We start from the raw sequence: 26,694 nt of genomic DNA on the forward strand, positions 1-26,694 counted from the left end.
GCTATCGGTTTTTGAAGAGGGAGACTATGGGCTGGATGAATTGTTCAATCAGGCGCATCTCCTTCGTGACGATCTCGCCCGTACCGTCCATCTTCTGGATGAGTGGAAGTTCACGTCTGTAGGTGGTCCGCAGGTCGGCGGGGAACTCCACCTCGACGGTATAGACGATGCTCGTACCGTTCTGGGTCTGCTGCTGCTCGGGAACCGCCGAGATCGAATGGACCGTGCCGTGCAGTACGCCGAACTCCATGTAGGGGAATCCGTTGAGTTTGACAAGAACCTGCTGTCCGGTGCGGACCTTTCCGAAGCTGGCCGAGGCGACCTGCATGCGCCCGACGACGGCCAGCTCCCCGTCAGGAACCACCGATGCGATCACCTCGCCCGTCGAGACGTGCTGGTTGCGGCTCCAATAGCGCTGCAGCGAGACATGCCCCTCGGCCGGCGACGTGATGACATACTGTTCGCGCCATTGGGCAATCTGCGCCAGCAGCTGTTGTCGTGACTGCTCCAGCGCCCGCTCATATTCTGCCCGTTCGTTCGTCGCGTCGAGCGTCAATTCGACAAGCTGCTGCCGCGTCTGGAGGATCGTCAGCTCGGTGGAGGTCAGCGTGGCATCGAAACCCGCCTGCGAATTGCGTTTCGAGAGGTAATTTTGTGCCGTGGTTTCGTAGTCCGCCTCGGAGATCACCGCCTCGCGAAGCAGCAGCGAATCGCGTTCCAGCGTGCGGCGTCCGTAGTCCAGATCGGCGGCAAGCAGCGCACGCTGCGTCAGCAGCCGGTCGTAGTACTCCTCATTTTTAGCAATCTGCGTCTCGAGCAGACGGCGCTTGTGCCCCGAATAGTCGATATCAAGGTAGTGGCGGTAGTCGCGGCACTGTCGCAGAAAGTCGGCCCACGAGGATTGGAGTTCCCCAAGTGCATAGCTCCCGTCGAGCCACGGCGAGCGCACCAGAAGCGGATACGACAGGGTGTCGGCCCCGCGGAGCGAACGCTCCAGGGTGGCGACGTCACCGTAGCGGGCTGCGGTCGTGAAAAGGGCGATCACTTCGCCTGCATGCACTGCATCGCCGTTCGAAACGCAGATCGTATCGAGCAGCCCGTCATAGCGTGCCGCAAGGTCCGAGGGCGGATTGATCGTCGTGATCGAAATCGGGGCCGTGACCGTCTGCGGGTATTTGATGAAATAGCAGCCCAATACGATCCCTGCAAGAATGCAGAAAACAACCGTCACGCCCCACCGTACAACCCACGACGGGGCGCGTCCCAAAATCGCCTGGGCCTCCTCGCTGTAAAAATGTTCCTCTCTGGTTGGCATTATAAATCTGTGACTAACGTTACATTCCTTCCAGTTGAGCCTCCTCCGTCGGAGTGATCCGCTGCCAGCGGGCAGAAATACGCCCATCACGGTCGATTAGGATCAGACACGGAATCTGCGTTACTTGATACAAATCCGCCAAGTTGGCCTTCTCTGGGAAATAGAGTGCTTCGTCATCGGCCGATTCGCAACTCAGAACCTGCGGGCAATAGTCTAGGTCGTGCTTTGCCAGAGCCTGCCGCCAGGCCGCCGAATCGTCGTCCACCGAAATTCCGATAACATGCAAGCCCTTATCGGCATATTTGCGGGCCAGTTTCCTGATTGCGGGAGCCTCCTTCAGACACGGCCCGCACCATGATGCCCAAAAGTCGAGCAGCACGACAGATTTCTTATAGTCCGACAATCGGATTGAACCGCCCGCCGCCTCGCGCCGTTCGAAATTGCAGGCACGGTCTCCCACCTCATATCCCGTCTCTCCCGGAGCATAGGAGAGCTGGATGCCGGCCAGCTCGCGCAGAATACGGTTCTCCGCCGTTTCGGAAATCCGATCGTAAAGGGCTCGAAGGTGGTCGGAACCATTCCGGCCGGTTCTGATGGAGAGATAGAGCAGATGTGGCGCAATCGTATAGTCTGGATGTCGCGCAACAAATGCCATGCGGAGCGAATCTTCGACAGCCAGTTCCAGTTTGAATTCCTGAACGGCCTGCAGAAATTGCCTCCACAGAGTATCCCGCACTTCAGCAGAAGCCTGCGCCCATTGCTTGTTGAGCTCCATTGCCCGGCGAGATTTCTCATAGGCTCGTCGGGGAACGGCTCCCAGCTGCTTCCGATAATCCTCGACTTCCTCCATCAGGGGAACTCCCGGGCATGTGAAATCATAGGGGTGCAACCGACTCATCTGCAGATGCATTGTGCCCGGCACAAGATATAAACCGACTTCATCCATGTTTTCGAAGGTGAGGTATGCGGGGGTAATTCCCGAAATATCCCCTTCGAAGTGGATTCTTCCGTCGACCACACGGGCTGAATCCGTCTGTTTGTACCAGGTACCCTCCCGATAGACTGGGTAGGTGAGCGAGGCGAGTTCAGCAGACCGAGCTTCAGTAATCCGGGCTTCCAATCGAAACCGGTTTTGATTCGGCGATGTGCAGGAAATCGCCAGTAACAGGGTAATAATACCGCATAAATAGTTCGCCTTCATATCAGAAGTGTGTTATAGTGGAGGATACGAGACCTCAGATCCCGTATCCTCTGGCAACTTGCAGATTACATGCAATGGCGTTCTAATCGGCTTTGGCATCTCATGGAAGCACAGATTCCACTTTTGCAATCTGACGGTTTGGAACATTTTTTGTTATTACAAGCAGTTAAATCACCAATGATGATTTCATCCTGCCGCTGCAGAATCCCCTCCAGGGTCGAGGCCATTCCCCGATCCCGCCACGAAGGGTCGCGATACTGGCTCAGGAAGGCGCGCAGCATCCCGATATTCCCTTCGACTTCGGCCCGCTCCGCTGCGGGCAGCGATGCAACCAGGGGATCGACGGCCAGTGTGTCCAGTTCGGGTTCGAGGCTCCGGGCAAGGTCGACATCCACCCGGTAGGCCGCGTCGTAGATCGAGCGCAGCTGCTCCGCCAGAGCGGCTGCCCGACGTGCCGCCGACCCCGTTCCGGGCAGCAGGCGCTGCAACGCGCCCATCAACGTCGCGGGCATCTGCAGATCGCCCCCCCCCGTGAAGGTCATCCGCGGCTCCGAGGCATTGTACCCCTTCATCCACTCGACCAGCGCGAGCATCTTCTCCGTCATCCAGGGCCAGACATACATGCCGCGGATGAGTTGTTTCGGATTTTCCTCGCCGCGGATCGTGTAGTCGTTCACCCGCAGGGCCTCGGGATGATTGGCCTCCAGCGCAAAGAGATCGAACCCCTGCCGCGAGGTCAGATAACGCACGATCCGATCCTTCATGGCGAAGATCTCGTCCGAACCGTGCGTACTCTCTCCCAGTCCGACGATCCGACTCGCTGCCGCAACCCGTCCGAGGGGTTCGAGTTCCGTGTAGTCGGCGTCGTCTGGATCGCACGTACGCAGCGGATGGAGATACCGCAGCAACTCCTGCCGGTCAAGCCTGCAGCCATACCCCGTGAGCGAGGGGTTGCGCAACGTCCACCGCATCGGCACGGAGTCGTTCCATGCATACTCGAAATCGAGGTTGTACTCCGTCGTGCCGACCGGATAATCCTTCCCACAACTGATACTGGTCCCGAGTATCAAAAAAGAAGTGCCCAGTAAAGATAATTTTAGGCTCTTTAAATTCCATTCTCTAAATTTTTATGCACCGAGTTTCTTGTCGGATCGTCTTATCCTCCCAATCGGTTTGAATTATTCAAAGTCCAGAAAAAATTCAGACGGCGATACATTGGATATAAATACAAGATAATCATATTGACCGACAATATCCTGATCCCAGAATTCATCTTCGAGTTTCATAGACCCGACATGTCGGAACTTCATCTGCTTGAGCCATTCGAGTGCCGGGGCCTGCTCCTCGCGCATCCGCTTCAGGTCAAGGATGAAGAGGGGCTCATCCAGCTGACGAAGTAGATACTCCAATGTGCCAGGGTAGGCCTCCTGGGCGTCGTGCTGCCACTTCCGCACGCCGGGCTTGATAATCGTATACCGCCCGTCGTAGAAGGTGAAGCCGAAGGTGACGTAATCCGCCCCGAGCTGCTGGTCGAGCCAGTAGCCCATTCGCTTGTCCGCTCGTGAGATATGTCCGTTGTGGGCCCAGAGCACCATGCGCTCGTCGGGATGCTGCTGCCGGAGCCAGAGCAGGTTCTCGGCCATGCACCGATCCCGCCAGAAGAGGTCATGCCCCTGCCCCAGATATTGCCGAATGAGGGTGATGCACTGGTGCAGTCCGGCCGCCGACGGGTCGATGCGGGTCTCGAGGCTGTCGAGTTCCTGCGTAATCTCCCCGGCCAGCTGCGGGTCGATGCGCGCCATGCCTCGTTCGTCATACCGCAGTACCTTATCCAGTTTGGAATCTATCCTGTCCAGCAGCTTCTGCGCTGCATCGTCCCCTTTCAGTCCCTGACGGAGCAACTCCCGGGTCTTCGCGGTTGATTGCATGTCAATGCCCGAAAATTCGATCCGGTGGCTGTCGATATTGCGCTGCCGCATCCATTCGACCAGCGACAGCACTTCGTTCACATCCCAGACCCACATGTCGAGTCCAAAAATCCCGACCTTGGCGTGCCCGACCCCCGAACGGATATAGTCATTCAAGACGGTGCCATTCGCCATTTCAGTCTCGAAGACGACCCGATCGAAGCCCAGCTGCCGGTTCAGATAACGAATTATCCGCTCCTTCAACCGGAAAATTTCGCTCGCTCCGTGCGAATTTTCCCCCAGGGCGACCACTGTACCCGTCCCGACCAGCCGGTCGAGCAACCGCAGTTCGACGGAATCCCCATCGGCCGGGTCGCACCCCCGCAGCGGATAGATATAGCGACGGAGCTCCCGCTTTTCGCGAGGGGTCAACCGGTATTTCAACTCCGGAATCACTGTATCGCGGAGCTTCCGGCCGTTGATTCGGACCTCAAGGTCGTCGAACCAGGCAGTGCCACTCCCTGTCAGCATGCCGCCGATGTAAATACCTGCTGCCGAGTCTGGAACTTGTCTGCGAAGCGTCATACGGTGCCACCCTGACTTGCTGTGCTTATGGTGGGCTGACCCGACGCAGAACTCCGAATCCCGGAATTGAACCGAGCCATTGTCGCTCTTCTGAGGAAGAGCGAGGAGGAGTTTGGACCGTTCTGCCGGGTCTCCCTCCGTACGAATCCAGCCACTCAGCTCGACTTCGTGTCCGGCGACGAGCGAGTCGGGCAGCATCTGATAGAAGCAGACAGGCCCCCGGCTGGCCGAATCGCTCCGTTCAAGTCGCAGCGAGGAGCGGCCACGGTACCGGCACAGGGTATCACGCCGGGAGACGTACTCCTCGGCAGACTGATCGCTATATTCCCATCGGGTCAACCTGTCCAGCCCGTCTGTATGCTCGAAATCGAGGTTATATGGGCCAGGATAGAGCGTACTGCAGCTGCAGAACAAGGCGCTTATGATTACAGCAGAATATCGAAAAATATACATTCTTTTTTTTGTGATAAATATAGAAAAAAACAACAAACAATCAATCGATTATCAATTATTTAATTGATATTTATTAAGTGTAAGCGTAGAACCTTGTACTTGTCAATGATAGTTTTACCCGCGTCGGTTTCGGCAACACTAGCCGTAGTTGATTTTTATCCTCAACTAAAGGTGGTGAGGATATCCACCTAAATATCAGCGAGTCAACTCCAGTGCCTGTTCGAGCACTTCGTCACGCCTGGCCTGCAACCCTTCGGCTGTCGGCAGCACCTCGACATCGAGGCGCACGCCCACGTTCTGGGTCGGAGTACCGTCCGGATAGAAGATGCCTATTCCCGAAAAATAGGTCATCAATCCTCCGGGCAACGGGAGACTGACGATATCCCCGTCGGCACCTGAGGTCGGCGAGCCGATGGTCAGCGTCTGCGGGCATCGCTGCAGCGCCATGGCTTGGAATTCGGGGTTGCTCTGCGTCAGCTCGTTTACCAGTAAGATCACTCGTCCTTTGTAGGGCTCGGTGCATTGTGCGGCACCCTCCTCGAAGCCATTGTCCAGCCACTGCTCCTGTCGGAAGAAGAGGCCGGGCAGGGCCAGTGTCTGATGCAACGTCTGCCAGGCAACGACCGGTTCGGTGCACAGCGATTGGGCGGCCAGCGCTATCAGCGCGCCGTCCACATTCAGCGGGTAGGTGCGCAGGTCGATGATGAGTGCCCGCGTGCGAGGCAGCGTCTGTCCGACCTCGGCGAGGTACTCGCGGGAGAATGTCCCGGCGTAGATGTAACCCACCGAATCGGCCAGCAGGCGGAAGGGCGGCTGCACGAACTGAGCCGGGTCGTAAAGGGGGGGGAGACGCTGCCATAGGGCACCGTTGCCACGCGGAGCGTGTCGTAGGCCCCGGCGCGGCGGCGGACCACCTCGGCGGTATCGCGACGTGTGCAGAGCCCATAATAACGGAGGGCCTGTCGCAGGCTCGCCTCGTTCGACCGCGAGGCATATTCCCGCAGCAGCTCCAGCCGTTCGGAGATAGGCTCCCCGTCGATGGCCACCACTTCGTCGCCCCGTTTGAGGGCTCTGTCGTCGGAGTGGCCGACGAAGAGGCGCCCGTCGGCCTGGAGCGGCCACACGGGCAGCATCCGCTGTCCGAAAAGCATCTCGATTGGCGCGTAGGCATGGCCGTCGTTGAGCTCGCGAATTAACCGCATGTAGAGGCGGGCAAAACATCTCCCGTCCGTTTCAATACCCATGAGAGGAATATAGGTGGTGAGCACTTCATTCCAGGGGTGCAGTGTTATCGCCCTGTACGGAGCATAATATTCGATGACGTTCCACAGCCGGAAGAGCAGCAGCAGGTTGAGCCCGCTATCCATCTGCGGAGTCGGATAGAAAGACTCGCCGCGCAACGACAAATATTGATAGTCCGGGCCTTGGTCCGGCTGCCCCAAGCGGAGATAGTAGTTTTCGCCGCGCTCGGCATAACGCAGGTCCTGCAGCAGATGCGACAGATCACACCCCAACAGGGTCGTATCCCGGGTCCACGTCAGGTCGACGGTCGATACCAGTTCGAGCGGTGCCAGGCTCTGTTCGTAATCGACCCGGTTGGGGGTGTAATCTCCCAGCGAGCGGACCCAGTCGAGCAGGTTCCGGTTGCGGGTCTCCCGGTCGGCATGCACGACCCGGGGCAGCAGGGCAAAGAGGGCGCTGTCGATATCGACGCGGCACAGCGTGTCGCAGAAGACCGGATGGTGGTACTTCACATAGCCCCAGACACGGCAGAGGGTTTCGAGATTTCCGACGGCACGGGGATCCTTCAGATCCTCCGCCGTGAGGTTGAATCCGGAGGAGGCAGGGGCAGGGACGGGTGTTTGCTGGGCCTGCATGACAGGTGTAACGCACAACAGACAAAGCAGGATACAGAAAATACGAAACTCTGGTCTCATTTTACTTATTGTTAAGTGATACAAGCAGATATACGATTGGTAAAAAACAATATTTCAAAAACGATCACAATATTGAAGTGCTCTTTTCAGAAATAAACATAAATGGCCGCCAAAAATTCTCTTCGGAGAATGCCGTTAAATTGGATATTCCATCGACCGAAGACTTTCATGCAACTCATTCTCTAATCCAATTCCTTCGGTTCAGGAAACTCATTTGTTCCAACTATTGCAAATGTATACAAAATATTTTAGATATAATTGTTTTGTTTAAAAATACCTGCATTGCGGTGAATTTTTTGTGTTGGATGGAGAAGATGGCTTTCCTGCATGTATATTAGGATAAATGTTATATATTTGTGTGGGAATGTTTACCGACATCCATAATACCTATCCAATCAGATACTGCGAAATGGCGGAAAGAGTAAGACGCACGAATGCTGAAATCGATCATACCGTAATGGCTGAACTCGAAAAACTGGTCATCAAAAGTGGTTTCGGCAACGTGCTTGTCACGGAATTGATGGCCAATGCCCGTTTGGATCCCCCGGTCTTTTATCGGCGCTATGGATCTATCGACAATCTTTATGACAAGTTGGCTCAGAGATACGACTTCTGGATCAATAACACGATCGACACGTCAGAGTTGAGCGCCCTTGGACCTAAATTGTTCTTTGCGAAAACCCTGAAGGCGCTTTATAGGGAGTTATGCAACAATGTGGTCATGCAGAAACTGTTGCTTTGGGAGATGTCGGCTGACAATGAGACGACCCGGAGAACGGCCCGGATTCGGGATCTGATGAACATGAATCTGGTCGAATATTACGACCTGCTGTTCAAACCCGCTCATATCAATATTCGGAGCACTATCGCCCTCTTGATCTCGGGAATCTATTACCTGATCCTGCATAGGGAACGGGCGCCTTTTTGCAAGATCGATTTTGATACGCCCGAAGGCGAGGCGGCCTTTTCGGAGGCGGTGGATGCTTTGGTTGACATGTTGTTTGGTCGGATTGAAATCCACGACGAAAAGCGGGCATGTTACGAACGCATGCTCAAAGACGGAATCAGCAAGAAAAAGGCCTGCCTATATTTGGGGGTAGATATCCATGAATTCGATAGCTGAAACAGTCTGTTTTAAGGATATGCCAGATCAGCGTACTTATATTACCCCTTGGAATATACTTATACTTTCTCCGTAAGTCGATATTATTATCGTGGAGCGAAGCCGGAAATAGTGATAAATTTTTTTATCCCGAGATCCAAGATCGACTGGATATGTGATAAGCATTAGGTTGAGACTTAAAACCCCAATACAAATTCTGTGTACGGAACTATTCTACTTTACATGATCTATCGCATTTACATGCAAATGAAATAGGTTCCCCCATTTTGTTATTGCCTGTTGACGAAATAGAGCAGAATCATGTATGCGGGGATGTAGTCTTTTAAAGCCGTTTTCAGCGATTCGAGGGCCTTTGTAATTTCCCAGGTTACCCGTCGGATCGGAATCTGGTATTTATCCGAGATCTCCTTATGTGTCATGAGGCCGAAACGGCTGTCGGAAAAAATTGCCCGACGGAGTTCGGGCATCTTGGCCAGTTCGCGGCGGATGATTTTTTCTACGTCATTTGAAAAAAGGCAGTTCTCGATTTCCGAACTTTCCAATGACCGAAGACTGATTTGTAACTGCCACTCCTTTCGATCCTGGATGTGATTGTGGATTTTGGAGTGGATGCTGTTCATTCGGATATACTCATAGCAGGCGTTTTTGATGATCTGCACGATGTACATTCGGTAATCGCCTTTTCGAGGCTCCAGCTTGTCTTTGTTTTCCCACAGTCTGAGGAAACAATCCGATACAATATCTTCGGCGGCCGCTTCATTTCGTACATAGGAATATGCCAGCAGTTTGTATGCCTCGATGTTGGCAAAAAAATGCTTGCCGAGTTCGTCGAACGTAAAATCGACTCCCATAGATGTTGCTGTCATACCCATAACTCGAAAACAAAGTTAAGATATTTTACAGAAAAACGAAATTTATTTGTTTGGCATCGATGTGGAGGATCATTTCGAATGAATAATTCATAACATGATGTTTGTCAGTGAGTTATTTTTAATAAACAAAATGAATAAATAACTAAAAAAATTTATTTGCAAAAAAATGCAAAATTTAGTGTAGTACCCCCTGCCCTTATTCATAATATATATAGAATGCTAACTGAAATACGACATGCAAGACGAGGTAATATATCGCTATTTGACCGGGAAATGCTCGCCGGAAGAGGAACAACAGGTTCAGGAATGGTATCAGCAGGATCCCGAGACCCATCAACGGGAGATCGATCGGGTTCGTCTCGTTTTTGAGAGCGTCCTGGTCCATCAGGTGATCGGCACGGTGGAGAGGCGCCCCAAACGTACCTGGACACTCCGCAAAGTGGTCCGGTATTCGGCGGGTATTGCTGCCGGTCTGCTTCTTTTTGCCGGTGGATTGTATTGGATGCGGTCTCATACCTATGGTGAAATCTCGTCGCAATACACTGCCCTTGAGATTCCGGCCGGTCAGCGCGTCAGCATGGATCTGGCCGACGGAACGCACGTGTGGCTGAATTCCGGTTCGAGAATTGAGTATCCCGTGGTTTTCGACCGCAAGGTGCGCCGCGTAAAACTCTCGGGCGAAGCCATGTTTGAGGTAACGCATGATGACGGACGACCGTTTGTTGTCGAGACGTTTGCTTCGAATATAGAAGTTCTGGGAACCAGGTTCAACGTAGTTGCTGATGAATCACGGTCGCAGTTCTCCACAACGTTGCTTGAGGGCTTGGTAAAGGTAACATCCGGTGATCAGCATGTGATCCTTCATCCTGATGAGGTTGCCAATCTTATTAACGGACATCTGATGGTTTTTCATAACACCGATCCTGTTGCCATGCAATGGACGGAAGGAATCTTGAGTATGAAGGGGATCTCTTTTGAAGATTTGATGGCAAAATTCGAGCGAATATACGATGTCAAGATCGTGTATGAATGCGAAAAGATCCCGACCATTGAATTTGCGAGCGGAAAGATTCGTGTTTCTGATGGCCTCGACCATGCGTTGCGAGTATTACAGCATGTCGCTGATTTTACCTATGAACGGGATGAGGAACATAACATCATTCGTATAAAATAACAAACATGCGATAGAGTAACATATTGTGTAATTCGGAAAAAAAAGAGTGCCTATGATAAAATGACAATGAACAAACCCCTTATCTGACATTCTCTTGAAAAAGAAAGCCTGCGGATATTGCCGATCCGCAGGCCGGTAACAGAGAATAAAACTAACCTTACTACATCTATTACCTTTAATTTCACAAAAGTATGAATAAAACGAGATTCTGCAAAATCCGGAATCTGTTTGAGGTCATTCTGCTGATGTGTCTGTCGCTTCAGATTCGAGGCGCGCAGGCACAGACCGCCCGTTTTACGATCCATCTGGAAAAGGTTCCGATGGAGCAGGTGGTCAATGAAATAGAGGCGCAATCGCGCTATCTGTTTCTATTCAATAAGGACATCGACAGCCGGCGTATTATCGTATCGGTTCACGCCGAGAATCAAACCATTACACAAATTCTTCCCGCGCTTTTCAAGGATACGGGGCTCGATTACACGATCGAGGGCATGTCGGTTCTTGTGACGAAAAAGTCGGAGAAGCCGGAAAACCCGGTAACGGTCTCGGGCCGCGTAACCGATCTTAAAGGGCTGCCGATCGTCGGCGCTTCGGTCATCGTTCAGGGGACGACCCTGGGAGTTTCGACCGATACCAATGGCCGCTTTTCGCTGGAGGTCCCGGCCCCGGCGTCATCCCGGGTGCTTGAGATCAGCTACCTGGGTTATGAGACGGCGCGTGTGGCAGTCGGCTCGCGCACCCGCTTCGACGTGACGCTGCGCGAGGCAGCTTCGGAGATCGAACAGGTCGTGGTGACGGCCCTTGGCATCAAACGGCAGGAGAAGGCCCTCTCGTACAACGTGCAGCAGGTCGCGCCGTCGGACATCACGCTGGTCAAGGATGCCAACTTCATGAATTCGCTCGCGGGCAAGGTGGCCGGTGTGACGATCAACGCCTCGTCGTCGGGTGTCGGCGGCGCCTCGAAGGTGGTCATGCGCGGAACGAAGTCGATTCTCCAGTCGTCGAATGCCCTGTATGTGATCGACGGTATCCCGATGAACAACGTCGGTGGCGGAGGCGGCACGGAGTTCGATTCGCGCGGTGCCACGGAGGCCATTGCCGATCTGAATCCCGAGGACATCGAGTCGATTTCGGTCCTGACCGGTGCTTCGGCCGCAGCGCTCTACGGCTCGAGTGCGGCGAACGGTGCGATCATGATCACGACGAAGAAGGGGCAGGCCGGACAGTTCCGGGTGACCTATTCGAGTCAGACGGAGTTCCTTGCACCCTTTGTGATGCCGGAGTTCCAGAACCGCTACGGCACGGGCAGCTACGGATCGGTGTCGGGATCTCCGGTCTACAGCTGGGGCCCGAAGCTCACCGATGCGGCCCGGACGGGCTATACGCCCGACGACTTCTTCGAGACGGGCCATGTCTATACGAATGCCGTGACCTTCTCGGGTGGTTCGGAAAAGAATCAGACCTACTTTTCGGCTGCTGCGGTGAATTCTGACGGCATTATTCCGAACAACTACTACGACCGCTACAACTTTACGTTCCGCAACTCGACGCAGTTTCTGAACGATCGGCTGCATCTGGATGTCAGCGCGAGCTATATCGTGCAGAAGGACCGCAACATGATCAACCAGGGCGTCTATTCGAACCCGGTTGTCTCGGCCTATCTCTTTCCGCGCGGGGATGATTTTGATGCTGTCAGAATCTTCGAGCGTTGGGATCCGGCGCGCAAGATCAGCGTTCAGTACTGGCCGCAGGGCGAAGGCGGTGACCTGCGCATGCAGAATCCCTACTGGATTGCCTACCGCAACCCGCGTGATACGGACAAGAAACGTTACATGGCTTCGGCCACGCTGTCGTACGACATCCTGCCGTGGCTGAATGTCAGCGGCCGTGCACGGATCGACAACACCAACTCGGTCTATACGCAGAAGCTCTACGCCTCGTCGAATACGACGATCACCGAAGGCAGTTCGCAGGGCCACTATACGGAGATCACGAACGCCGATGAGCAGATCTATGCCGACGTGATTGCCAATGTGAACAAGACTTTTGGCGAGGAGTGGTCTCTGGTTGCCAATGTCGGCGCCTCGATCAACGACGTGCGCAGCCGCGAACTCTCTTATCGGGGACCGATCCGCGATTCGGGTGTTCCGAACCTCTTTACGGTCTTCGACCTCGACCGCGAGAAGTCGCGCGCCCAGAAGTGGGGCTGGCAGGAGCAGACGCAGTCGCTCTTTGGCTCGATCGAGGTAGGGTGGCGGTCGATGCTCTATCTGACCGTCACGGGCCGCAACGACTGGGCCTCGCAGCTGGCCGGATCGCCTCAGAAGTCGTTCTTCTATCCTTCGGTGGGACTTTCGTGGATTCCTTCGGCGACCTTCGACCTGCCGGATGTGTTCACCTATCTGAAGCTCCGGGCGTCGTTCTCGTCGGTGGGTATTCCCTTCCCGCGTTTCCTGACGACCCCGACCTATGCCTATGACGAGACAACGCAGCAGTGGCTGCCGACCACGTTCCGCGAAATCGGACAGCTCTATCCCGAGCGGACGAAGACCTGGGAGGTGGGCCTCGATACCCGGCTGTGGGACGACGTGCGGCTGAGTGCCTCGTGGTATCTGGCCGATACGAGCAATCAGACCTTCCAGCCGACGGTCTCCACCTCGTCGGGTTATTCGAGCATGTACGTCCAGACGGGTTGCGTGCGCAACACGGGTGTGGAGGCATCGCTGGGTTACGGCCACACGTGGAGCGAATTTTCGTGGGATACGAACGTCACCTTCACCTGGAACCGCAACGAGATTCTCGACCTGATGGACGGCATGTGCGACCCGATGACCGGCGAGCCGCTGAAGGACCGCCTTGAAATCAAGGGTCTCGGCAAGGCAAAGTATATTCTGAAAAAGGGAGGTACGATGGGTGACCTCTATACGACGTCGAATCTGAAATACGACGAGAACGGCTATATCCAGGTTGACCGCAACGGCAACTTCGTGACGACGGACGTCGGCGAGGAGATCTATCTCGGCTCGGTGCTTCCGGACTACAATCTGGCATGGCGCAACGATTTCTCATGGAAGGGAGCGCATCTGGGAGTTCTCTTCACGGGTCGTATCGGCGGCATCTGCTACTCGGCGACGCAGGCCAATCTGGATCTGTTCGGCGTATCGGAGACCTCGGCCGCAGCGCGCGATGCCGGCGGTGTTCTGATCAACGGCCGTGAGATGGTGGATCCGCAGCGCTGGTATGCTGCCATTGCCTCGCAGTCGGGACTGCCGCACTATTACACCTACTCGGCCACGAACTTCCGTCTGCAGGAGCTTTCGGTGGGCTACACGCTGCCGCGCCGCTGGTTCCGCGATGTCTGCTCGATCGACATTTCGTTCGTCGGGCGCAACCTCTGGATGATCTACTGCAAGGCGCCGTTCGACCCCGAGGCGATTGCCTCGACGGGCAACAACTACCAGGGTATCGACTACTTCATGGTGCCGTCGCTGCGCAGCCTGGGCTTCAGCCTTCGTGTTACCTTCTAAAACCGAAAACGTATGAAACGAATCCAACCTATCATCAGCGCGCTTTTCGGAGCTTTGCTCTTGCTGTCGTGGGGCTGCACGGGGGATTTCGACGAGATCAACCGCAACCCGAGCGAGGCGACGAACGAAGAGCTCCAGCGCGAAAACTACAAGATCGGCACCAACATCCGTGGGCTTCAGAACCTGGTCATTCCGGTGCAGGAGCACCGCTACCAGTTCAATGAATCGCTCACGGGCAACGCCTTTGCGGGCTACATGGCCGAAACGCCCGACGGCTGGAAGGAGAAGTTCTCGACCTTCAATCCTTCGGCCGACTGGCTGAAATGGCCCTTCGTGATCGTGATGCAGGAGGCCTATCCCTACTACCGGGGTGTCATCAACAACACGGACGACGAGGTGGCTATCGCCCTGGCGAAGCTGTTCCGCGTGGCGATCATGCACCGCATGACCGATACCTACGGACCGATTCCCTACTCGAAGGTCGTTGAAGATTCGGCCGAGTCGCTGACCGTTGCCTACGACACGCAGGAGGAGGTCTACATGAAGATGTTCGAGGAGCTGGACGAGGTGCTGGCGGTGCTTCACGCCAACGAACAGCTCTCGGCCGACGCCTTCCGCAAATTCGACTACGTTTACTACGGCGACATCCTGAAATGGATCAAATACACCAATTCGCTCAAGCTGCGCATGGCGATGCGCCTGTCGTATGTGAAGCCGGAGGTCTCGAAGTCGAAAGGCGCCGAGGCGATTGCCGACGGGGTGATCACGGCCAACGCGGACAATGCGCAGATGCACGCTCCGGAGAACCGCACGGCGCTGATCTACAACGACTGGGGCGACCATCGCGTGGCGGCCGACATCATCAGCTACATGAACGGTTACAACGACCCGCGCCGTGCTGCGATGTTCACGCAGGGAACGTGGAACAAGAAGAGCGACTATTACGGTATTCGCGTGGGTATTGACCCGACGAATAAGGCGACCATGGTGGAGACCTTTTCGAATCAGGTGATCAGTAGTTCTTCGCCCTATCTGTGGTTCAATGCCGCGGAGGCGACGTTCCTGCGCGCCGAATGGGAACTGCGTTGGGGCAGTCCGGATGCGGCGAAAGAGCTCTACGAGGATGCCATTGTGCTGTCGTTCGAGGAACGGGGCGCATCGGGCGCCGAGAGCTATGTGACAAGCACGGCGAAGCCCGCGAAATACATCGACCCGATGTCGGAATACTCGGCCGATGCCCCGGCGAGCGACATTTCGATAGCCTGGGAGGCTGGCGACACGGATGCGGTCCGCGAGCGCAATCTCGAAAGGATTATTACGCAGAAGTGGATCGCCATCTTCCCGTTGGGAATCGAGGCCTGGTCGGAGTACCGGCGCACGGGTTACCCGCGTCTGCTGCCCGTCGTGGAGAACAAGTCGGGCGGCACGGTGGATTCGCGCTATGGCATGCGGCGCATACCGTACCCGGTCGAGGAGTACACGGAAAATCCGGTGCATCTGCAGACTGCGATCGACATGCTTGGCGGCCGTGACAACGGCGGCGTGCATGTCTGGTGGGATGTCAAACCTTTACAATAACGGAATTATGAAAAAAATCGGAATATATCTCTCTTTTGCGGTGCTGTCGCTCTCGGTGGGGTGCAGTGACTGGACGCAGATGGAACCTGTCGACCAGCAGCCCGTGCGGCCTTCGGAGCAGAATCCGGAACTGTGGGCAGAGTACACGGCGGCGCTGCGGGCTTACAAGGCGGGCAAGCATACGCTCGTTGTGGCGAGTTTCGAAAACGGCTCCACAAATCCCACGAGCGAGAAGGACTGCCTGCGCAGCCTTCCGGATTCGCTGGATGCCGTCTCGCTGACCAATGCCGACAACTTCTCGGCCTATGACGCAGAGGATCTGGCGGTCCTGAAGGAGAAGGGCACGCGCGTGCTCTACTTCGTGGACTATGCCACACGCAGCAACGAGTGGGCGGACCTCGGAGCGTTGGGATCCTACCTTGATCAGGTGGTAGCCCGGACTCAGGAACTGGGGCTCGACGGGCTCTCCTTCTCCGGACTGCCGACCTATGGCGACGAGGCCTCGCAACAGGCCCGGCAGGCGGTAGCGTCCCTGTTTCTGGAAAAGTTCGGAGCGGTGGCCGGTCCGGGCAAGTCGCTGACGCTCTTCTTTGAAGGCGATCCGCAGTTTCTGACGGCCGACCAGCGGGCGCAAGTTGATTACATGGTGCTGGATACCAAGACGACGGACAATGCCAGCGATCTGAAGCTGCAGATCCTGCGGGCCCTGGAGATGGAGAATGTCTCTGAGGATCGGCTGCTGCTGGGCGCGATGACCGAATACGAGTTCCTTGATGAGGACAAGACGGCCTCGGATGCCATCTCGGCCTTGGCCCTGCGCATTCCGGAACTTGGCCCGCTTGGCGGATTGTGTATCTATGATGCGAACACGGACTATTTCGGCAGCGAAATTATCTACGCTTCGACGCGGGCCGCCATCCAGTTGTTGAACCCTGCAAAATAAGCCAGCCATGAAACGAGTGCAAAAATATGCTTTTGTGCTGCTTGCGACGGCGGTAGCCGCTGCGGGCTGCAAGAATGACGAATATGACAATCGCTCGCCATTTGACAACGTGGTTTACCTCGATGTCGCCGAGGCGGACGCCACGCAGCTGACGATCTTCAAGAAGACGCTCCCGACGCTCGAACGCGATTTCTCGGTGGTGATGAGCTACCCGTCGTCGCAGGATGTGGAGGTTACGGTCGAGGTTGAACCGGCTCTTGTGGCCGATTACAATGCCTGCAACGGAACGTCGTGGACCATGCTCGACGCCTCCTATTACGAACTGCGGAGAATACCGTGACGATTCCGGCCGGAAAGACCACGTCGGATCGGCTGTCTCTGATGCTCAGGAATCTCGACGGTTCGGGCGACGTGGCCGAACTCCCGATCGACGAAACCTATCTGCTTCCGGTTACGATCCGCAGCGCGAGCGGCGGGGTGTCGCTGCTGGGGAGCTCCGCAACGGCCTATTACGTCGTGAAACGTTCGTCGGCCATTACCTCGGCAGCATCGCTGCGCGACAACTGGATCAACTTCCCGACCCTGGACAAGGCGGGCGCGCAGAGCGACCTGTTCAACAACCTCACGGCCGTAACCTACGAGGCCATTATCCGCGTCGACGACTTCTCGAAACACTCCGAGATTTCGACCGTCATGGGTGTCGAGAACTACCTCCTGCTTCGTATCGGTGATGCAGCATTCCCTCGCCAGCAGTTGCAGTTCGACGGTACGGGTGATGCTGCTGCAACGCCGGGCTTCGGCAAGTTCCCCAAGAAGGACGAATCGAAACTTCTGAACGCCGGCGAGTGGTACCACGTCGCCGCAACGTACAGCTACGCCACGCGCGAGGTCTGCATCTACGTCAACGGCAAGCTGCAGAGCCGCGGTACGGACCTCGGCAATCCCGCCTCGACGCCTTTCAACCTGGCGGGCCGGGCTTTCTACGACCTCTACCTGCAGGATCCTGTCAAGTATGAACAGTACAAGGGCTGGGGCAATTTCCGGCAGTTCTTCCTCGGCAAGTCCTACGACGATACGCGCCAGCTGAACGGCGACATTACCGAAGTGCGTGTATGGAACGTGGCCCGTACCGAGCAGGAGATCTGGGAGAACATGTACGATGTCGATCCGCAGACGCCGGGGTTGATCGGCTATTGGAAATTCGACGAGGGCGAAGGCAACGTCATCCATGACTGGACCGGCAACGGCAACGATGGCGTAGCTGAATTCGATCTCGAATGGCCCTCTGGTATTGAGGTGCCGCAACTCAATAAGGAATAATCATGAAAGGGAACATTATGAAACATACAGGATTTATTCGATTGTTTCGGGGCGCTGCGTTTGGATGCGCAGCAACCCTGCTCCTCGCAGGCTGTACGGAGGAACCCATATCGTATGGAGCCGGACAGAAACCCGATGGTGAGGCGCTTGAAACGGTTTCCGGAACCTTGCGGAGCCGCAGGTCGCTGCGCGACCGCATTCCGGTGCGCCTGGTCGAAGGCTATGAGGACGATGTAGCCGATCAGATCTACTACAGGCTCAATACGACGACTTCGCAGCCGGTGACGGTAACCGTGTCGCCCGACCTGTCGCTCGTTGATACTTATAATGATGCTAATCAGACGAATCTTCAGCCCTTGCCGGCAAAGAATGTGTCGATAGGGAATGGTGGAGCGCTGACTGTGACAGCAGGGACTACGGTTTCTGATCCGCTCGAAGTTACCTTCTCGGCTGATGGTCTGGCCCCGGGAACTTATCTGTTGCCTCTTGCCGTGCAGGACGCTGATGAAGTACTTTATTATGGGGTAACTGTTCGGGAATTCGACGAAAACATCTATCAGGATGGCGATGACCTTTATAATATAGAATTGGATACCGAGTGGACAACTGTGTTTTATCTCAACACAAGCGAGGTGCAGGCGCATTATGCTGACTACGTAGCTTGGGAAAAACAGGATATGACCACTTTCGAATCGGTCTACAGGGCTTCGTTGGGCAATATCATCGTATTGCGGATTGCGCAGGTAGACTACGATGCCGCGTCGCAGCGGGTGATTTTTGCCCCCTCCTCCGATCTCTTCTATACATTGGAGCACTCGGATAAGTATATTGCTCAAATGAAGGACAAAGGTCGGAAAATCTGTGTCTGCATTGAGGGTGCCGGAAAGGGAATAGGCTTTTGTAATATGACTGATGCGCAAATTGCTGACTTTGTGTCGCAAGTGAAGGTCTTTGTCGAGACTTATGATCTTGATGGCATTAATCTTTGGGATCGAGGCGCTGGTTACGGCAAGGAGGGTATGCCCGCCATGAATACCACCTCCTACCCGAAACTGATCAAGGCGATGCGCAAGGCTCTCGGCAAGGATCGGTTGTTGACCGTCGTGGATTATGAGGAACCGACCGAATATTTCCATGATACGGAGGCGACGGGTGGAATCGTAGTCGGCGACTATATCGATTACGCTTGGCATGGATATGTATCTGAAGATGAGCCGATTGCCTTTATCAACCCCTATAATGCAGGAACCTCTTACACTCAGAATTATACCCGCAAACCATTTGCCGGTTTGCCCGAGGCAAAATATGGGAATGTAAACGTGCCGTTTTATAGCGAGAAAAGCGACTTGTTCATGGATATGGATATGGATATGTGGTCGATGAATGCTATTATGTGGAATATTGAGCGAACCAACAATATTATTGTTTTCGGCGATCTTGTATTACCACAGGTGAATTTCGCAGAACTCGGATGTATATCGATGATCCAGAATTTTCTCTCATACCTTGCTTATGATGAAAATTTCGATGCGGCTTATAGCTACAATGTGATGATGCGTATTTATAATATTTACCACAGAAGTGGGTATAATACTTTTGCAAAAGACTGGTAAGAAAACATATACAGGGGAAGCACCAAAATGATGTTTGACCGGCATAGCTGATAAAAATCATTCGATAGTCGGGGCGGTTTTTCCCGCCCCGATTGTTCACTATTTTATTCTTTTCGATAAAGTAGCGTCCATTTGGGGTGATTGAACCTTGAAATTCGATTCGAAAAGGAAATAGGGCAGCTTGTTTTTTGGGTGTAAAAAAGGGTGTAAATCTCGTAACTACTTGATTTACACCCTTGTTTGCGGTGCGTAGGGGACTCGAACCCCTGACCCCGTGCGTGACAGGCACGTATTCTAACCAGCTGAACTAACGCACCCCTTTCGGTATTGCGAGTGCAAAGGTAGCACTTTTTTTGGAATCGGCAAATTTTTTCAGACCTTTTTGAAAAAAGAAAATTGCACGCTTCCGTAACTTCTTAATTGCCAGAAGTGCTTGTAAGTCGAAAAATCCAGTTTCTTGGAATGCTCAAAAATCAGCAGTCCGTCCGGCGTCAACAGATCACGCTCGAAGACCTCCCGAATGACCTCCTCGCTGCCGGGCAGATCGTACGGAGCGTCCGAGAAGATGATGTCGAACTGCTTGGGACAACTCTTCAGATAGAGGAAGACATTGGCCTTGACGGGATGGAGGTTGTCGATGCCTAATTGTTGAGCCGTTTGTCGGATAAAGTTGTAGTGGACGGGGTTGATCTCCACCGACGTGACGCTCCGCGCCCCTCTCGAGGCGAATTCATAACTGATCGAGCCGGTCCCGGCGAAGAGATCCAGCACGTCACACTCTTCGAAATCGACCAGATTGTTCAGCACGTTGAAGAGGTTCTCCTTGGCGAAGTCGGTCGTAGGCCGGGCCCGGAGGTTGCGCGGGGGATTGATGGTCCGCCCTCTGTATTTACCGCTTACTATTCGCATAATACCTTTTCGAAAACTTTACCGATCCATTTCCGGACTTTTTTCGGTTCATCGCCGGCAATCCGCAGTTCATATTCCGCCAGCGGGAACTCCGCACCGAGCCGCTGGATGAAATAGCCGATTTCGGCTTCTGTCGAACCGACAATTACCTCGGCCAGCTGCAGCACTCCGTCGCGATAGACTTTGACGTAGAGGAGTGTTCCCCGCCGGCAGATCCATGCACATCTGCGGGTCTCGTCGGGCTGATGCTCGAGCGGAGAGGTGAAGCGGGCCTGCGGGAACTTTTCGGCGATCAGTTGCCGGGTCTTCTTCTCCATAGCCGCCACGGCGACCGTCCCGTTCCTGGCCGGACAGACGACGACACACTCCGTCTCGGCGAGCGGCATGCCGTTAGCTGCGAGGAACTCTGCCGCCCGTTCATTTTGGAACAGGTTTTCCGGCACGAGCATGGTTTTGGGGAGGAGAAGTTCCACCTCGACCGGCTTGTCCGACGGGGTCATCTGCTCGAGTTCCGGGAGTGAAAAAGAGTGTCCATCCAACGACTGCTGAATGGACACTCCGAATTTTGATGAAGGGTTGTTACTCCCAGTTACCTGCCTCATTGTTACCATTGTCCATGGAACCGAATTTGAGTCCGGCATAACGGTTGTAGTTGTTCTCCTCGTCGTCGATCAGGTTGATAACCTCCTGACGATAGGCAACCGTATCGAGGAACATCTTGTAGGGGGCACGGCACTCCACGACAGGGATCACGACCTTGGACTCGGTGGTGATGATACCGGCCTCCAGAATGAACTGCGCCTTGTTGTCGGTACCGGGGATATAGCGGAAGTTGAGTACATCTTCGCGCGAGAGTTTCTTGGGGGCGAAGATGGTGTCGATAACGGCGATCTTGAATTTCTCGACATTCTTGCGACCGGCCTTCTTCAGCATGGCCATGGCGACGGAGTCATCCTCGTCGACGATTTTGCGTTCGAGTTCGAGGGTGTCGTTCAGCACGAAGGACTCCAGGGTGTCGAAGCTGGCGGTAAAGCGCTGATACTTGGTTTTGAAAGCGCGCTCAGCGGTACGGATGTCCTGAAGGCGGTCGATAACCTGCGCTTTTTTGGCCTTGGTATCCGCCTCGAACTTGATCGGGGTGGAGATCTGAACATAGATGACGTAGATCAGAGCGATGATGGCTACGGCAAGAATGATTTGAAAGAGTTTTTTCATTTTATAAAATATTTGTTGTTAATTTTGCACAGTAAAATACCGACACATGTTCAGCACACGTATTGCGACCCAAATTTACGGTAAAATTTGTTTCGAAACAACTTCCGGGCAAAAAAAAATTATAGAAAAGTTGTCGGAATACCTGTCAGAGAGTGATACGTCGAAGATTTTCGTCCTGAACGGTTACGCCGGAACGGGCAAGACGACGCTGGTTGCGGCGTTGGTCGGGGCGCTCAAGGAGCTGGGAATCAAGACGGTGTTGCTGGCTCCGACGGGTCGGGCGGCGAAAGTGCTGGCGCAATACTCTCAGGAGAAGGCACTTACCATCCATAAGCGCATCTACCGCCAGCGGACGAATGCCGATTACGAATCGAAATTTTCCCTGAGTCCCAACCTGGAAAAGGGGGCCGTCTTTATTGTTGACGAGGCCTCGATGCTGTCGGATACGGCCTCGTCTGGGGCGCTTTTTGGCAGCGGGTCGCTGCTGTCGGACCTGGTGGATTACGTCCGTTCGGGACGCGGCTGCCGACTGATCCTGGTGGGTGACAGTGCGCAGTTGCCGCCCGTGGGGAGCGACTTCAGCCCGGCACTGGACCCCACGACGATGTCGGCCTACGGCGAGGTGGTCTACGGGACGATGGATGAAGTGGTGCGCCAGGAGTCCGAATCGGGAATCCTCTTCAACGCGACGCTTGTGCGCTGCATGCTGGAGAACGGCATCTGCACGACGCCGCATTTCGAGATGAACTATCCGGATATCGAGGCGGTCGAGGGCGGGGAGTTTCTCGAGAAGCTGCAGGATTGCTACGAGCGCTATGGGCGGGACGAGACGATCGTCATCACGCGTTCGAACAAGCGGGCGAACCGTTATAATGAAGGTATCCGCCGCAACGTGCTCTACGCCGAGGAGGAGATCGAGAGCAACGACATGCTGATGGTGGTCAAGAACAACTACTACTTTCCGGAGCACACGGAGAATTGCCCGATGAACTTCATTGCCAACGGGGACATTGCGCGACTGAAACGGCTGCGGCGGTTCGAGGATTTCTACGGATTCCGCTTTGCGGAGGCGCTGCTGTCGTTTCCGGACTACGACGATACGGAACTCGAATGCAAGATTCTGCTCGATACGCTCACGTCGGAGTCGCCGTCGCTGACACGCGAGGAGTCGACGCGACTGTTTTACGAGGTGGAGAAGGACTACACGGATATCCGCAGCAAGTTGAAACGCTTCCGCGAAATCCGTGAGAATCCGCACTATAACGCGCTTCAGGTCAAGTTTTCCTACGCCGTGACGTGCCACAAGGCGCAGGGTGGTCAGTGGCGGGCGGTATTCGTGGATCGGTGCCTGTTCGGCGACGAGCCGATGACGCGCGACCTGCTGCGATGGCTCTATACGGCCCTGACGCGTGCCACCGAGAAACTCTATCTGGTCAACTTCGATTCCACGTTTTATGAATAGCGAACAACACCTCTTGAAGCCCTTTCTTCCGGAGCAGGCCCGGCTGTTGATGTTGGGGAGTTTTCCGCCGCAGCGCAAGCGGTGGTCGATGGAGTTCTACTACCCGAACTTCCAGAATGACATGTGGCGTATCGTCGGTTATCTGGCCCTGGGCGACCGACACGCCTTCGAGATTCCGGGTGAGCGGCGCTTCGACCAACCGAAGATCGAGTCCTTCTGCCGCGAACGGGGGATCGCCATGTACGATACGTCGGAGGAAGTAATCCGTCTGAATAACAACGCATCTGACGCATCACTTCAAGTGGTTCGCGAGGTTGACCTGGCGGCGCTTTTGCAGCGAATTCCGTCGTGCCGGACGATTGTGGTCACGGGCGGCAAGGCGGCCGAGACGCTGTGCCGCATCACGGGGTGTGAGCTGCCGGCTGTCGGGGCGTGGAGCGCGGCGCGGTATGCCGATCGGGATCTGCACATCTGGCGCATGCCGTCGACCTCCCGAGCCTTCCCGCGCCCGATCGAGTGGAAGGCCGAATTTTACCGGAAACCCTTCGCCGAATCGGGCATTCTCTGACCGGCGCCCGCTTCCGGCAAACCCTTCGGACCATCCCCAGCCTGTCCTCTTGCACCCAGACCGCCGCTTGTGCCTTGGCTGCCCGCCTGCACCCGGATCGTTCGTCCGTGCACTCTGCCCCGCCGACCCGTCCGATACCGAAAAATTCGACCGGCCACATTGCACGACCGCCGAAAAAAAGCTATCTTTGTCTCGTCTTTTTAGCGATTTTTACCTTGGCTACCGAAAAGAATAACGAAAAGAAAACCGACACGAAAAAATATGTCGAAACCCCCTTGATGAAGCAGTATTACTCGATCAAGGCGGTGCATCCCGATGCCGTGCTGCTCTTCCGGGTGGGGGATTTCTACGAGACCTTCGGGGAAGATGCAATCAAGGCGAGCGGCATTCTGGGTATCACCCTGACGCGCCGGGCCAACGGAGCCGCCTCGTATGTCGAACTGGCCGGCTTTCCCTACCATGCGATCGACAGCTATCTGCCGAAACTGGTCCGTGCGGGCGAGCGAGTGGCGATTTGCGAGCAGCTCGAAGACCCGAAGCTGGTCAAGGGACTGGTCAAACGGGGCGTGATCGAGCTGGTGACACCGGGTATTGTTCTGGGCGACAACATTCTGGCCAACAAGGAGAACAACTTCATAGCGGCGGTCTATTTCGGCCGGCAGAAGACGGGCGTCGCCTTTCTTGACCTCTCGACGGGCGAGTTCTACGTAGCCGAGGGAACAGATGCCTACGTGGATAAACTGCTTTCGAATCTTCAGCCGAAAGAGGTTGTGTATCAACGGGGTTGCGAAGATCGCTTCACGTCAAGTTTCGGGTCGAGGCTCTATACCTACCGTCTCGACGAATGGGTCTTCTCGGAGGATGTCAACCGCGAGAAACTCTGCAAGCAGTTCGGCACTCCGTCGCTCAAGGGCTTCGGTATCGACCACTTCACGGCGGGCATCTCCGCTGCCGGCGCCATTCTCTACTATCTGGATTTTACCGAGCATCACGAAACGGGCCATATCACCTCGATTTCGCGGATCGACCAGGATGATTACGTCTGGGTGGACAAGTTCACAATCCGCAATCTGGAGCTTTTCTCCTCGAACGGCGCGCGTGAAAAGGGCAGCTTTGCCGATGTGATTGACCGCACGCTGACGCCGATGGGCGGTCGTCTGCTGAAGCGCTGGATCGCCATGCCGATCAAGGATCCCGGGCAGATCAACCTCCGGCTGGATGTGGTCGAGCGCTTCACGAAGGATGCGGAGCTGGCCGATGCCATTCGCGAACAGGTTTCGCTGGTGGGCGACCTCGAACGTATTGCGGGACGTATTTCGGCCCAGCGGGTGACGCCGCGCGAATTGGTCCAGCTGAAGAACTCGCTCACGGCGATCGAGACGCTGAAGGCGGCCCTCGAATCGACGGACGACGAGCGGCTACAGTCGCTGGCCTCGCAGATCGACCTGCTGACGGAGGTTCGCGACCGGATTGCGCACGAGATCTATCCCGATCCGCAGAACAACCAGATCCAGAAGGGCGGGGTGATTGCCGACGGGGTGAATCCCGAGTTGGACGATCTGCGTCGGATCGCCCTTCACGGCAAGGACTATCTGGCCCATATCCAGCAGCGGGAGAGTGAGCAGACGGGGATTCCCTCGCTGAAAATCAGCTACAACAACGTTTTCGGCTACTACATCGAGGTCCGCAATGCCCACAAGGACAAGGTTCCGTCGACGTGGATCCGCAAGCAGACGCTGGCCAACGCCGAGCGTTACATCACCGAGGAGCTGAAGGAGTACGAGGAGAAGATTCTGGGTGCGGAGGAGAAGATGCTGCAGCTCGAGCAGCAGATCTACGCCGAGCTGATGGCCTTCATCTGCCACTCGTTGAGCCCGATGCTGCGCGATGCGGCCATCGTGGCGCGGATCGACTGCCTGCAGTCGTTTGCCCGGCTGGCCGTCGAGCGGCGCTACGTGCGCCCGGTGCTCGACGAAGGCAAGCGGATCGACATCCGCCAGGGCCGCCACCCGGTGATCGAGACGCTGATGCCCGTCGGAGAGGAGTATATCCCCAACGACGTGATGCTCGACGATGAGAAGCAGCAGATCATGATGATCACCGGCCCGAACATGTCGGGTAAGTCGGCCCTGCTGCGTCAGACGGCACTCATCATCCTGATGGCGCAAATGGGATCGTTCGTGCCGGCCCAATCGGCCCATATCGGCGTGGTGGACAAGATCTTCACGCGTGTAGGGGCCTCGGACAACATTTCGCAGGGCGAATCGACGTTCATGGTCGAGATGTTGGAGTCGGCCAGCATTCTGAACAACATTTCGGATCGGAGCATCGTGCTGCTGGACGAGATTGGTCGCGGTACGAGCACCTATGACGGCATCTCGATAGCCTGGGCGATGGTCGAGTACCTGCACAACCATCCGACGGCCCGGGCCAAGACGCTCTTTGCGACGCACTACCACGAGTTGAACGAAATGGAGCAGATGTGTCCGCGGGTGAAGAACTACCACGTGGCGGTGACGGAGGTGGGCAACCAGATTGTCTTCCTGCGCAAGTTGGAGCGTGGCGGTACGGAGCACTCGTTCGGTATCCACGTGGCGCGCATGGCGGGCATGCCGGCATCGGTGGTTGCGCGGGCCGACGAGATCCTGCGCAACCTCGAACTGGTCTACGGCAACAACGAGATCGTTCCGAGCCGCAGTTTGAAGGATCGGGGGAAGAAGTCGGCGGCGCAGGCGGTGAAGGAGGCAGCCGAGAGTGGAGTGCCGCAGAACATGCAGCTTTCGATGTTCCAGCTGGACGATCCGGTACTGGTGCAGATCCGCGACCAGATCAAGGGGATTGACATCAATGCGCTGACGCCGCTCGAGGCCTTGAACAAGCTCAACGAGATCAAGAAGATCACGGGTCTCTGATTGGCCGACGGACTTCCGGGCGGTGCTGGTTCCGTTTGGCCGGTTCCGGACTTTCGTTGCGGCCATACCAACGAGAGCCT

21 protein-coding genes and 1 tRNA gene are annotated in these 26,694 nt (G+C 55.5%); 11 read left to right on the plus strand and 11 right to left on the minus strand.

All coding sequences use genetic code 11. The features are described 5' to 3' along the window. Window position 1: 1 nt before the first annotated feature. From B5G09_RS07180 to B5G09_RS14090, 6 genes are all read right to left on the minus strand, one after another. Window positions 2-1,315, minus strand: coding sequence for an HlyD family efflux transporter periplasmic adaptor subunit (locus B5G09_RS07180; protein ID WP_162608251.1), 1,314 nt, complete (start codon window positions 1,313-1,315; stop codon window positions 2-4). Between the two features lie 19 nt (window positions 1,316-1,334). Further along, entirely contained in the window at window positions 1,335-2,516 is a 1,182-nt protein-coding gene (locus B5G09_RS07185) for a TlpA disulfide reductase family protein (RefSeq protein WP_087404646.1), read from the minus strand. A 65-nt stretch (window positions 2,517-2,581) separates the two neighbouring features. Beyond that, complete coding sequence (locus tag B5G09_RS07190; RefSeq protein ID WP_087404647.1) at window positions 2,582-3,586, minus strand: erythromycin esterase family protein; 1,005 nt, start codon at window positions 3,584-3,586, stop codon at window positions 2,582-2,584. A gap of 108 nt (window positions 3,587-3,694) precedes the next feature. Further along, complete coding sequence (locus B5G09_RS07195) at window positions 3,695-4,954, minus strand: erythromycin esterase family protein (RefSeq protein ID WP_162608252.1); 1,260 nt, start codon at window positions 4,952-4,954, stop codon at window positions 3,695-3,697. Between the two features lie 702 nt (window positions 4,955-5,656). Continuing rightward, window positions 5,657-6,247, minus strand: a complete 591-nt coding sequence (locus tag B5G09_RS14085; RefSeq protein WP_162608253.1) for a S41 family peptidase — start codon at window positions 6,245-6,247, stop codon at window positions 5,657-5,659. Further along, on the minus strand, window positions 6,139-7,338 hold the full coding sequence (locus B5G09_RS14090; protein WP_162608254.1) for a hypothetical protein: 1,200 nt from the start codon (window positions 7,336-7,338) through the stop codon (window positions 6,139-6,141). The genes B5G09_RS14085 and B5G09_RS14090 overlap by 109 nt, the downstream gene beginning before the upstream one ends. A gap of 517 nt (window positions 7,339-7,855) precedes the next feature. Between B5G09_RS14090 and B5G09_RS07215 the strand changes: the two genes are divergently transcribed. Continuing rightward, the gene (locus B5G09_RS07215; protein WP_239403283.1) at window positions 7,856-8,521 is read left to right on the plus strand and encodes a TetR/AcrR family transcriptional regulator; all 666 of its coding nucleotides are present in this window, start codon (window positions 7,856-7,858) and stop codon (window positions 8,519-8,521) included. 269 nt (window positions 8,522-8,790) lie between these two features. Here the strand turns inward: B5G09_RS07215 and B5G09_RS07220 are convergent, their stop codons facing one another. After that, a complete protein-coding gene (locus tag B5G09_RS07220) occupies window positions 8,791-9,393 on the minus strand; it encodes a sigma-70 family RNA polymerase sigma factor (RefSeq protein WP_087311081.1) in 603 nt (200 codons plus the stop codon). A gap of 235 nt (window positions 9,394-9,628) precedes the next feature. Between B5G09_RS07220 and B5G09_RS07225 the strand changes: the two genes are divergently transcribed. From B5G09_RS07225 to B5G09_RS07250, 7 genes are all read left to right on the plus strand, one after another. Next, window positions 9,629-10,567 carry a FecR domain-containing protein gene (locus tag B5G09_RS07225; RefSeq protein WP_087404650.1) on the plus strand — a complete coding sequence of 313 codons (939 nt, stop codon included), beginning with the start codon at window positions 9,629-9,631 and terminating at the stop codon, window positions 10,565-10,567. 320 nt (window positions 10,568-10,887) lie between these two features. Continuing rightward, on the plus strand, window positions 10,888-14,094 hold the full coding sequence (locus tag B5G09_RS07230; protein ID WP_241147608.1) for a TonB-dependent receptor: 3,207 nt from the start codon (window positions 10,888-10,890) through the stop codon (window positions 14,092-14,094). Between the two features lie 12 nt (window positions 14,095-14,106). Then, a complete protein-coding gene (locus tag B5G09_RS07235; protein WP_087404652.1) occupies window positions 14,107-15,672 on the plus strand; it encodes a SusD/RagB family nutrient-binding outer membrane lipoprotein in 1,566 nt (521 codons plus the stop codon). Window positions 15,673-15,679: 7 nt separating this feature from the next. Then, on the plus strand, window positions 15,680-16,615 hold the full coding sequence (locus tag B5G09_RS07240) for a glycoside hydrolase family 18 (protein ID WP_087404653.1): 936 nt from the start codon (window positions 15,680-15,682) through the stop codon (window positions 16,613-16,615). A 7-nt stretch (window positions 16,616-16,622) separates the two neighbouring features. Further along, a complete protein-coding gene (locus tag B5G09_RS14335) occupies window positions 16,623-16,955 on the plus strand; it encodes a DUF1735 domain-containing protein (RefSeq protein WP_262481262.1) in 333 nt (110 codons plus the stop codon). Continuing rightward, window positions 16,952-17,935 (plus strand): DUF1735 and LamG domain-containing protein, encoded by a 984-nt coding sequence (locus tag B5G09_RS14340; protein WP_262481263.1) that lies wholly within the window; start codon window positions 16,952-16,954, stop codon window positions 17,933-17,935. The genes B5G09_RS14335 and B5G09_RS14340 overlap by 4 nt, the downstream gene beginning before the upstream one ends. A 17-nt stretch (window positions 17,936-17,952) precedes the next feature. Then, the gene (locus tag B5G09_RS07250; RefSeq protein ID WP_206384424.1) at window positions 17,953-19,548 is read left to right on the plus strand and encodes a DUF1735 domain-containing protein; all 1,596 of its coding nucleotides are present in this window, start codon (window positions 17,953-17,955) and stop codon (window positions 19,546-19,548) included. 243 nt (window positions 19,549-19,791) lie between these two features. Here the strand turns inward: B5G09_RS07250 and B5G09_RS07255 are convergent. The 4 genes from B5G09_RS07255 to B5G09_RS07270 form a co-directional block, all read right to left on the minus strand. Then, window positions 19,792-19,865: transfer RNA gene (locus B5G09_RS07255), tRNA-Asp, on the minus strand. A 55-nt stretch (window positions 19,866-19,920) separates the two neighbouring features. Continuing rightward, a complete protein-coding gene (locus B5G09_RS07260; RefSeq protein WP_087404655.1) occupies window positions 19,921-20,457 on the minus strand; it encodes an RsmD family RNA methyltransferase in 537 nt (178 codons plus the stop codon). After that, window positions 20,448-21,014 (minus strand): hypothetical protein, encoded by a 567-nt coding sequence (locus B5G09_RS07265; protein ID WP_241147604.1) that lies wholly within the window; start codon window positions 21,012-21,014, stop codon window positions 20,448-20,450. The genes B5G09_RS07260 and B5G09_RS07265 overlap by 10 nt, the downstream gene beginning before the upstream one ends. 22 nt (window positions 21,015-21,036) lie before the next feature. Then, window positions 21,037-21,672, minus strand: a complete 636-nt coding sequence (locus tag B5G09_RS07270) for a hypothetical protein (RefSeq protein WP_087310386.1) — start codon at window positions 21,670-21,672, stop codon at window positions 21,037-21,039. 46 nt (window positions 21,673-21,718) lie between these two features. Between B5G09_RS07270 and B5G09_RS07275 the strand changes: the two genes are divergently transcribed. The 3 genes from B5G09_RS07275 (at window position 21,719) to mutS (ending at window position 26,614) form a co-directional block, all read left to right on the plus strand. After that, window positions 21,719-23,134 (plus strand): AAA family ATPase, encoded by a 1,416-nt coding sequence (locus B5G09_RS07275; RefSeq protein WP_087404657.1) that lies wholly within the window; start codon window positions 21,719-21,721, stop codon window positions 23,132-23,134. Then, a complete protein-coding gene (locus B5G09_RS07280; protein WP_087404658.1) occupies window positions 23,127-23,702 on the plus strand; it encodes a uracil-DNA glycosylase family protein in 576 nt (191 codons plus the stop codon). The genes B5G09_RS07275 and B5G09_RS07280 overlap by 8 nt, the downstream gene beginning before the upstream one ends. A 278-nt stretch (window positions 23,703-23,980) precedes the next feature. Further along, window positions 23,981-26,614 (plus strand): DNA mismatch repair protein MutS, encoded by a 2,634-nt coding sequence (gene mutS, locus B5G09_RS07285; RefSeq protein ID WP_087404659.1) that lies wholly within the window; start codon window positions 23,981-23,983, stop codon window positions 26,612-26,614. Window positions 26,615-26,694 lie beyond the last annotated feature (80 nt).

Source organism: Alistipes sp. An54, assembly GCF_002159375.1.
Lineage (GTDB): Bacteria > Bacteroidota > Bacteroidia > Bacteroidales > Rikenellaceae > Alistipes > Alistipes megaguti.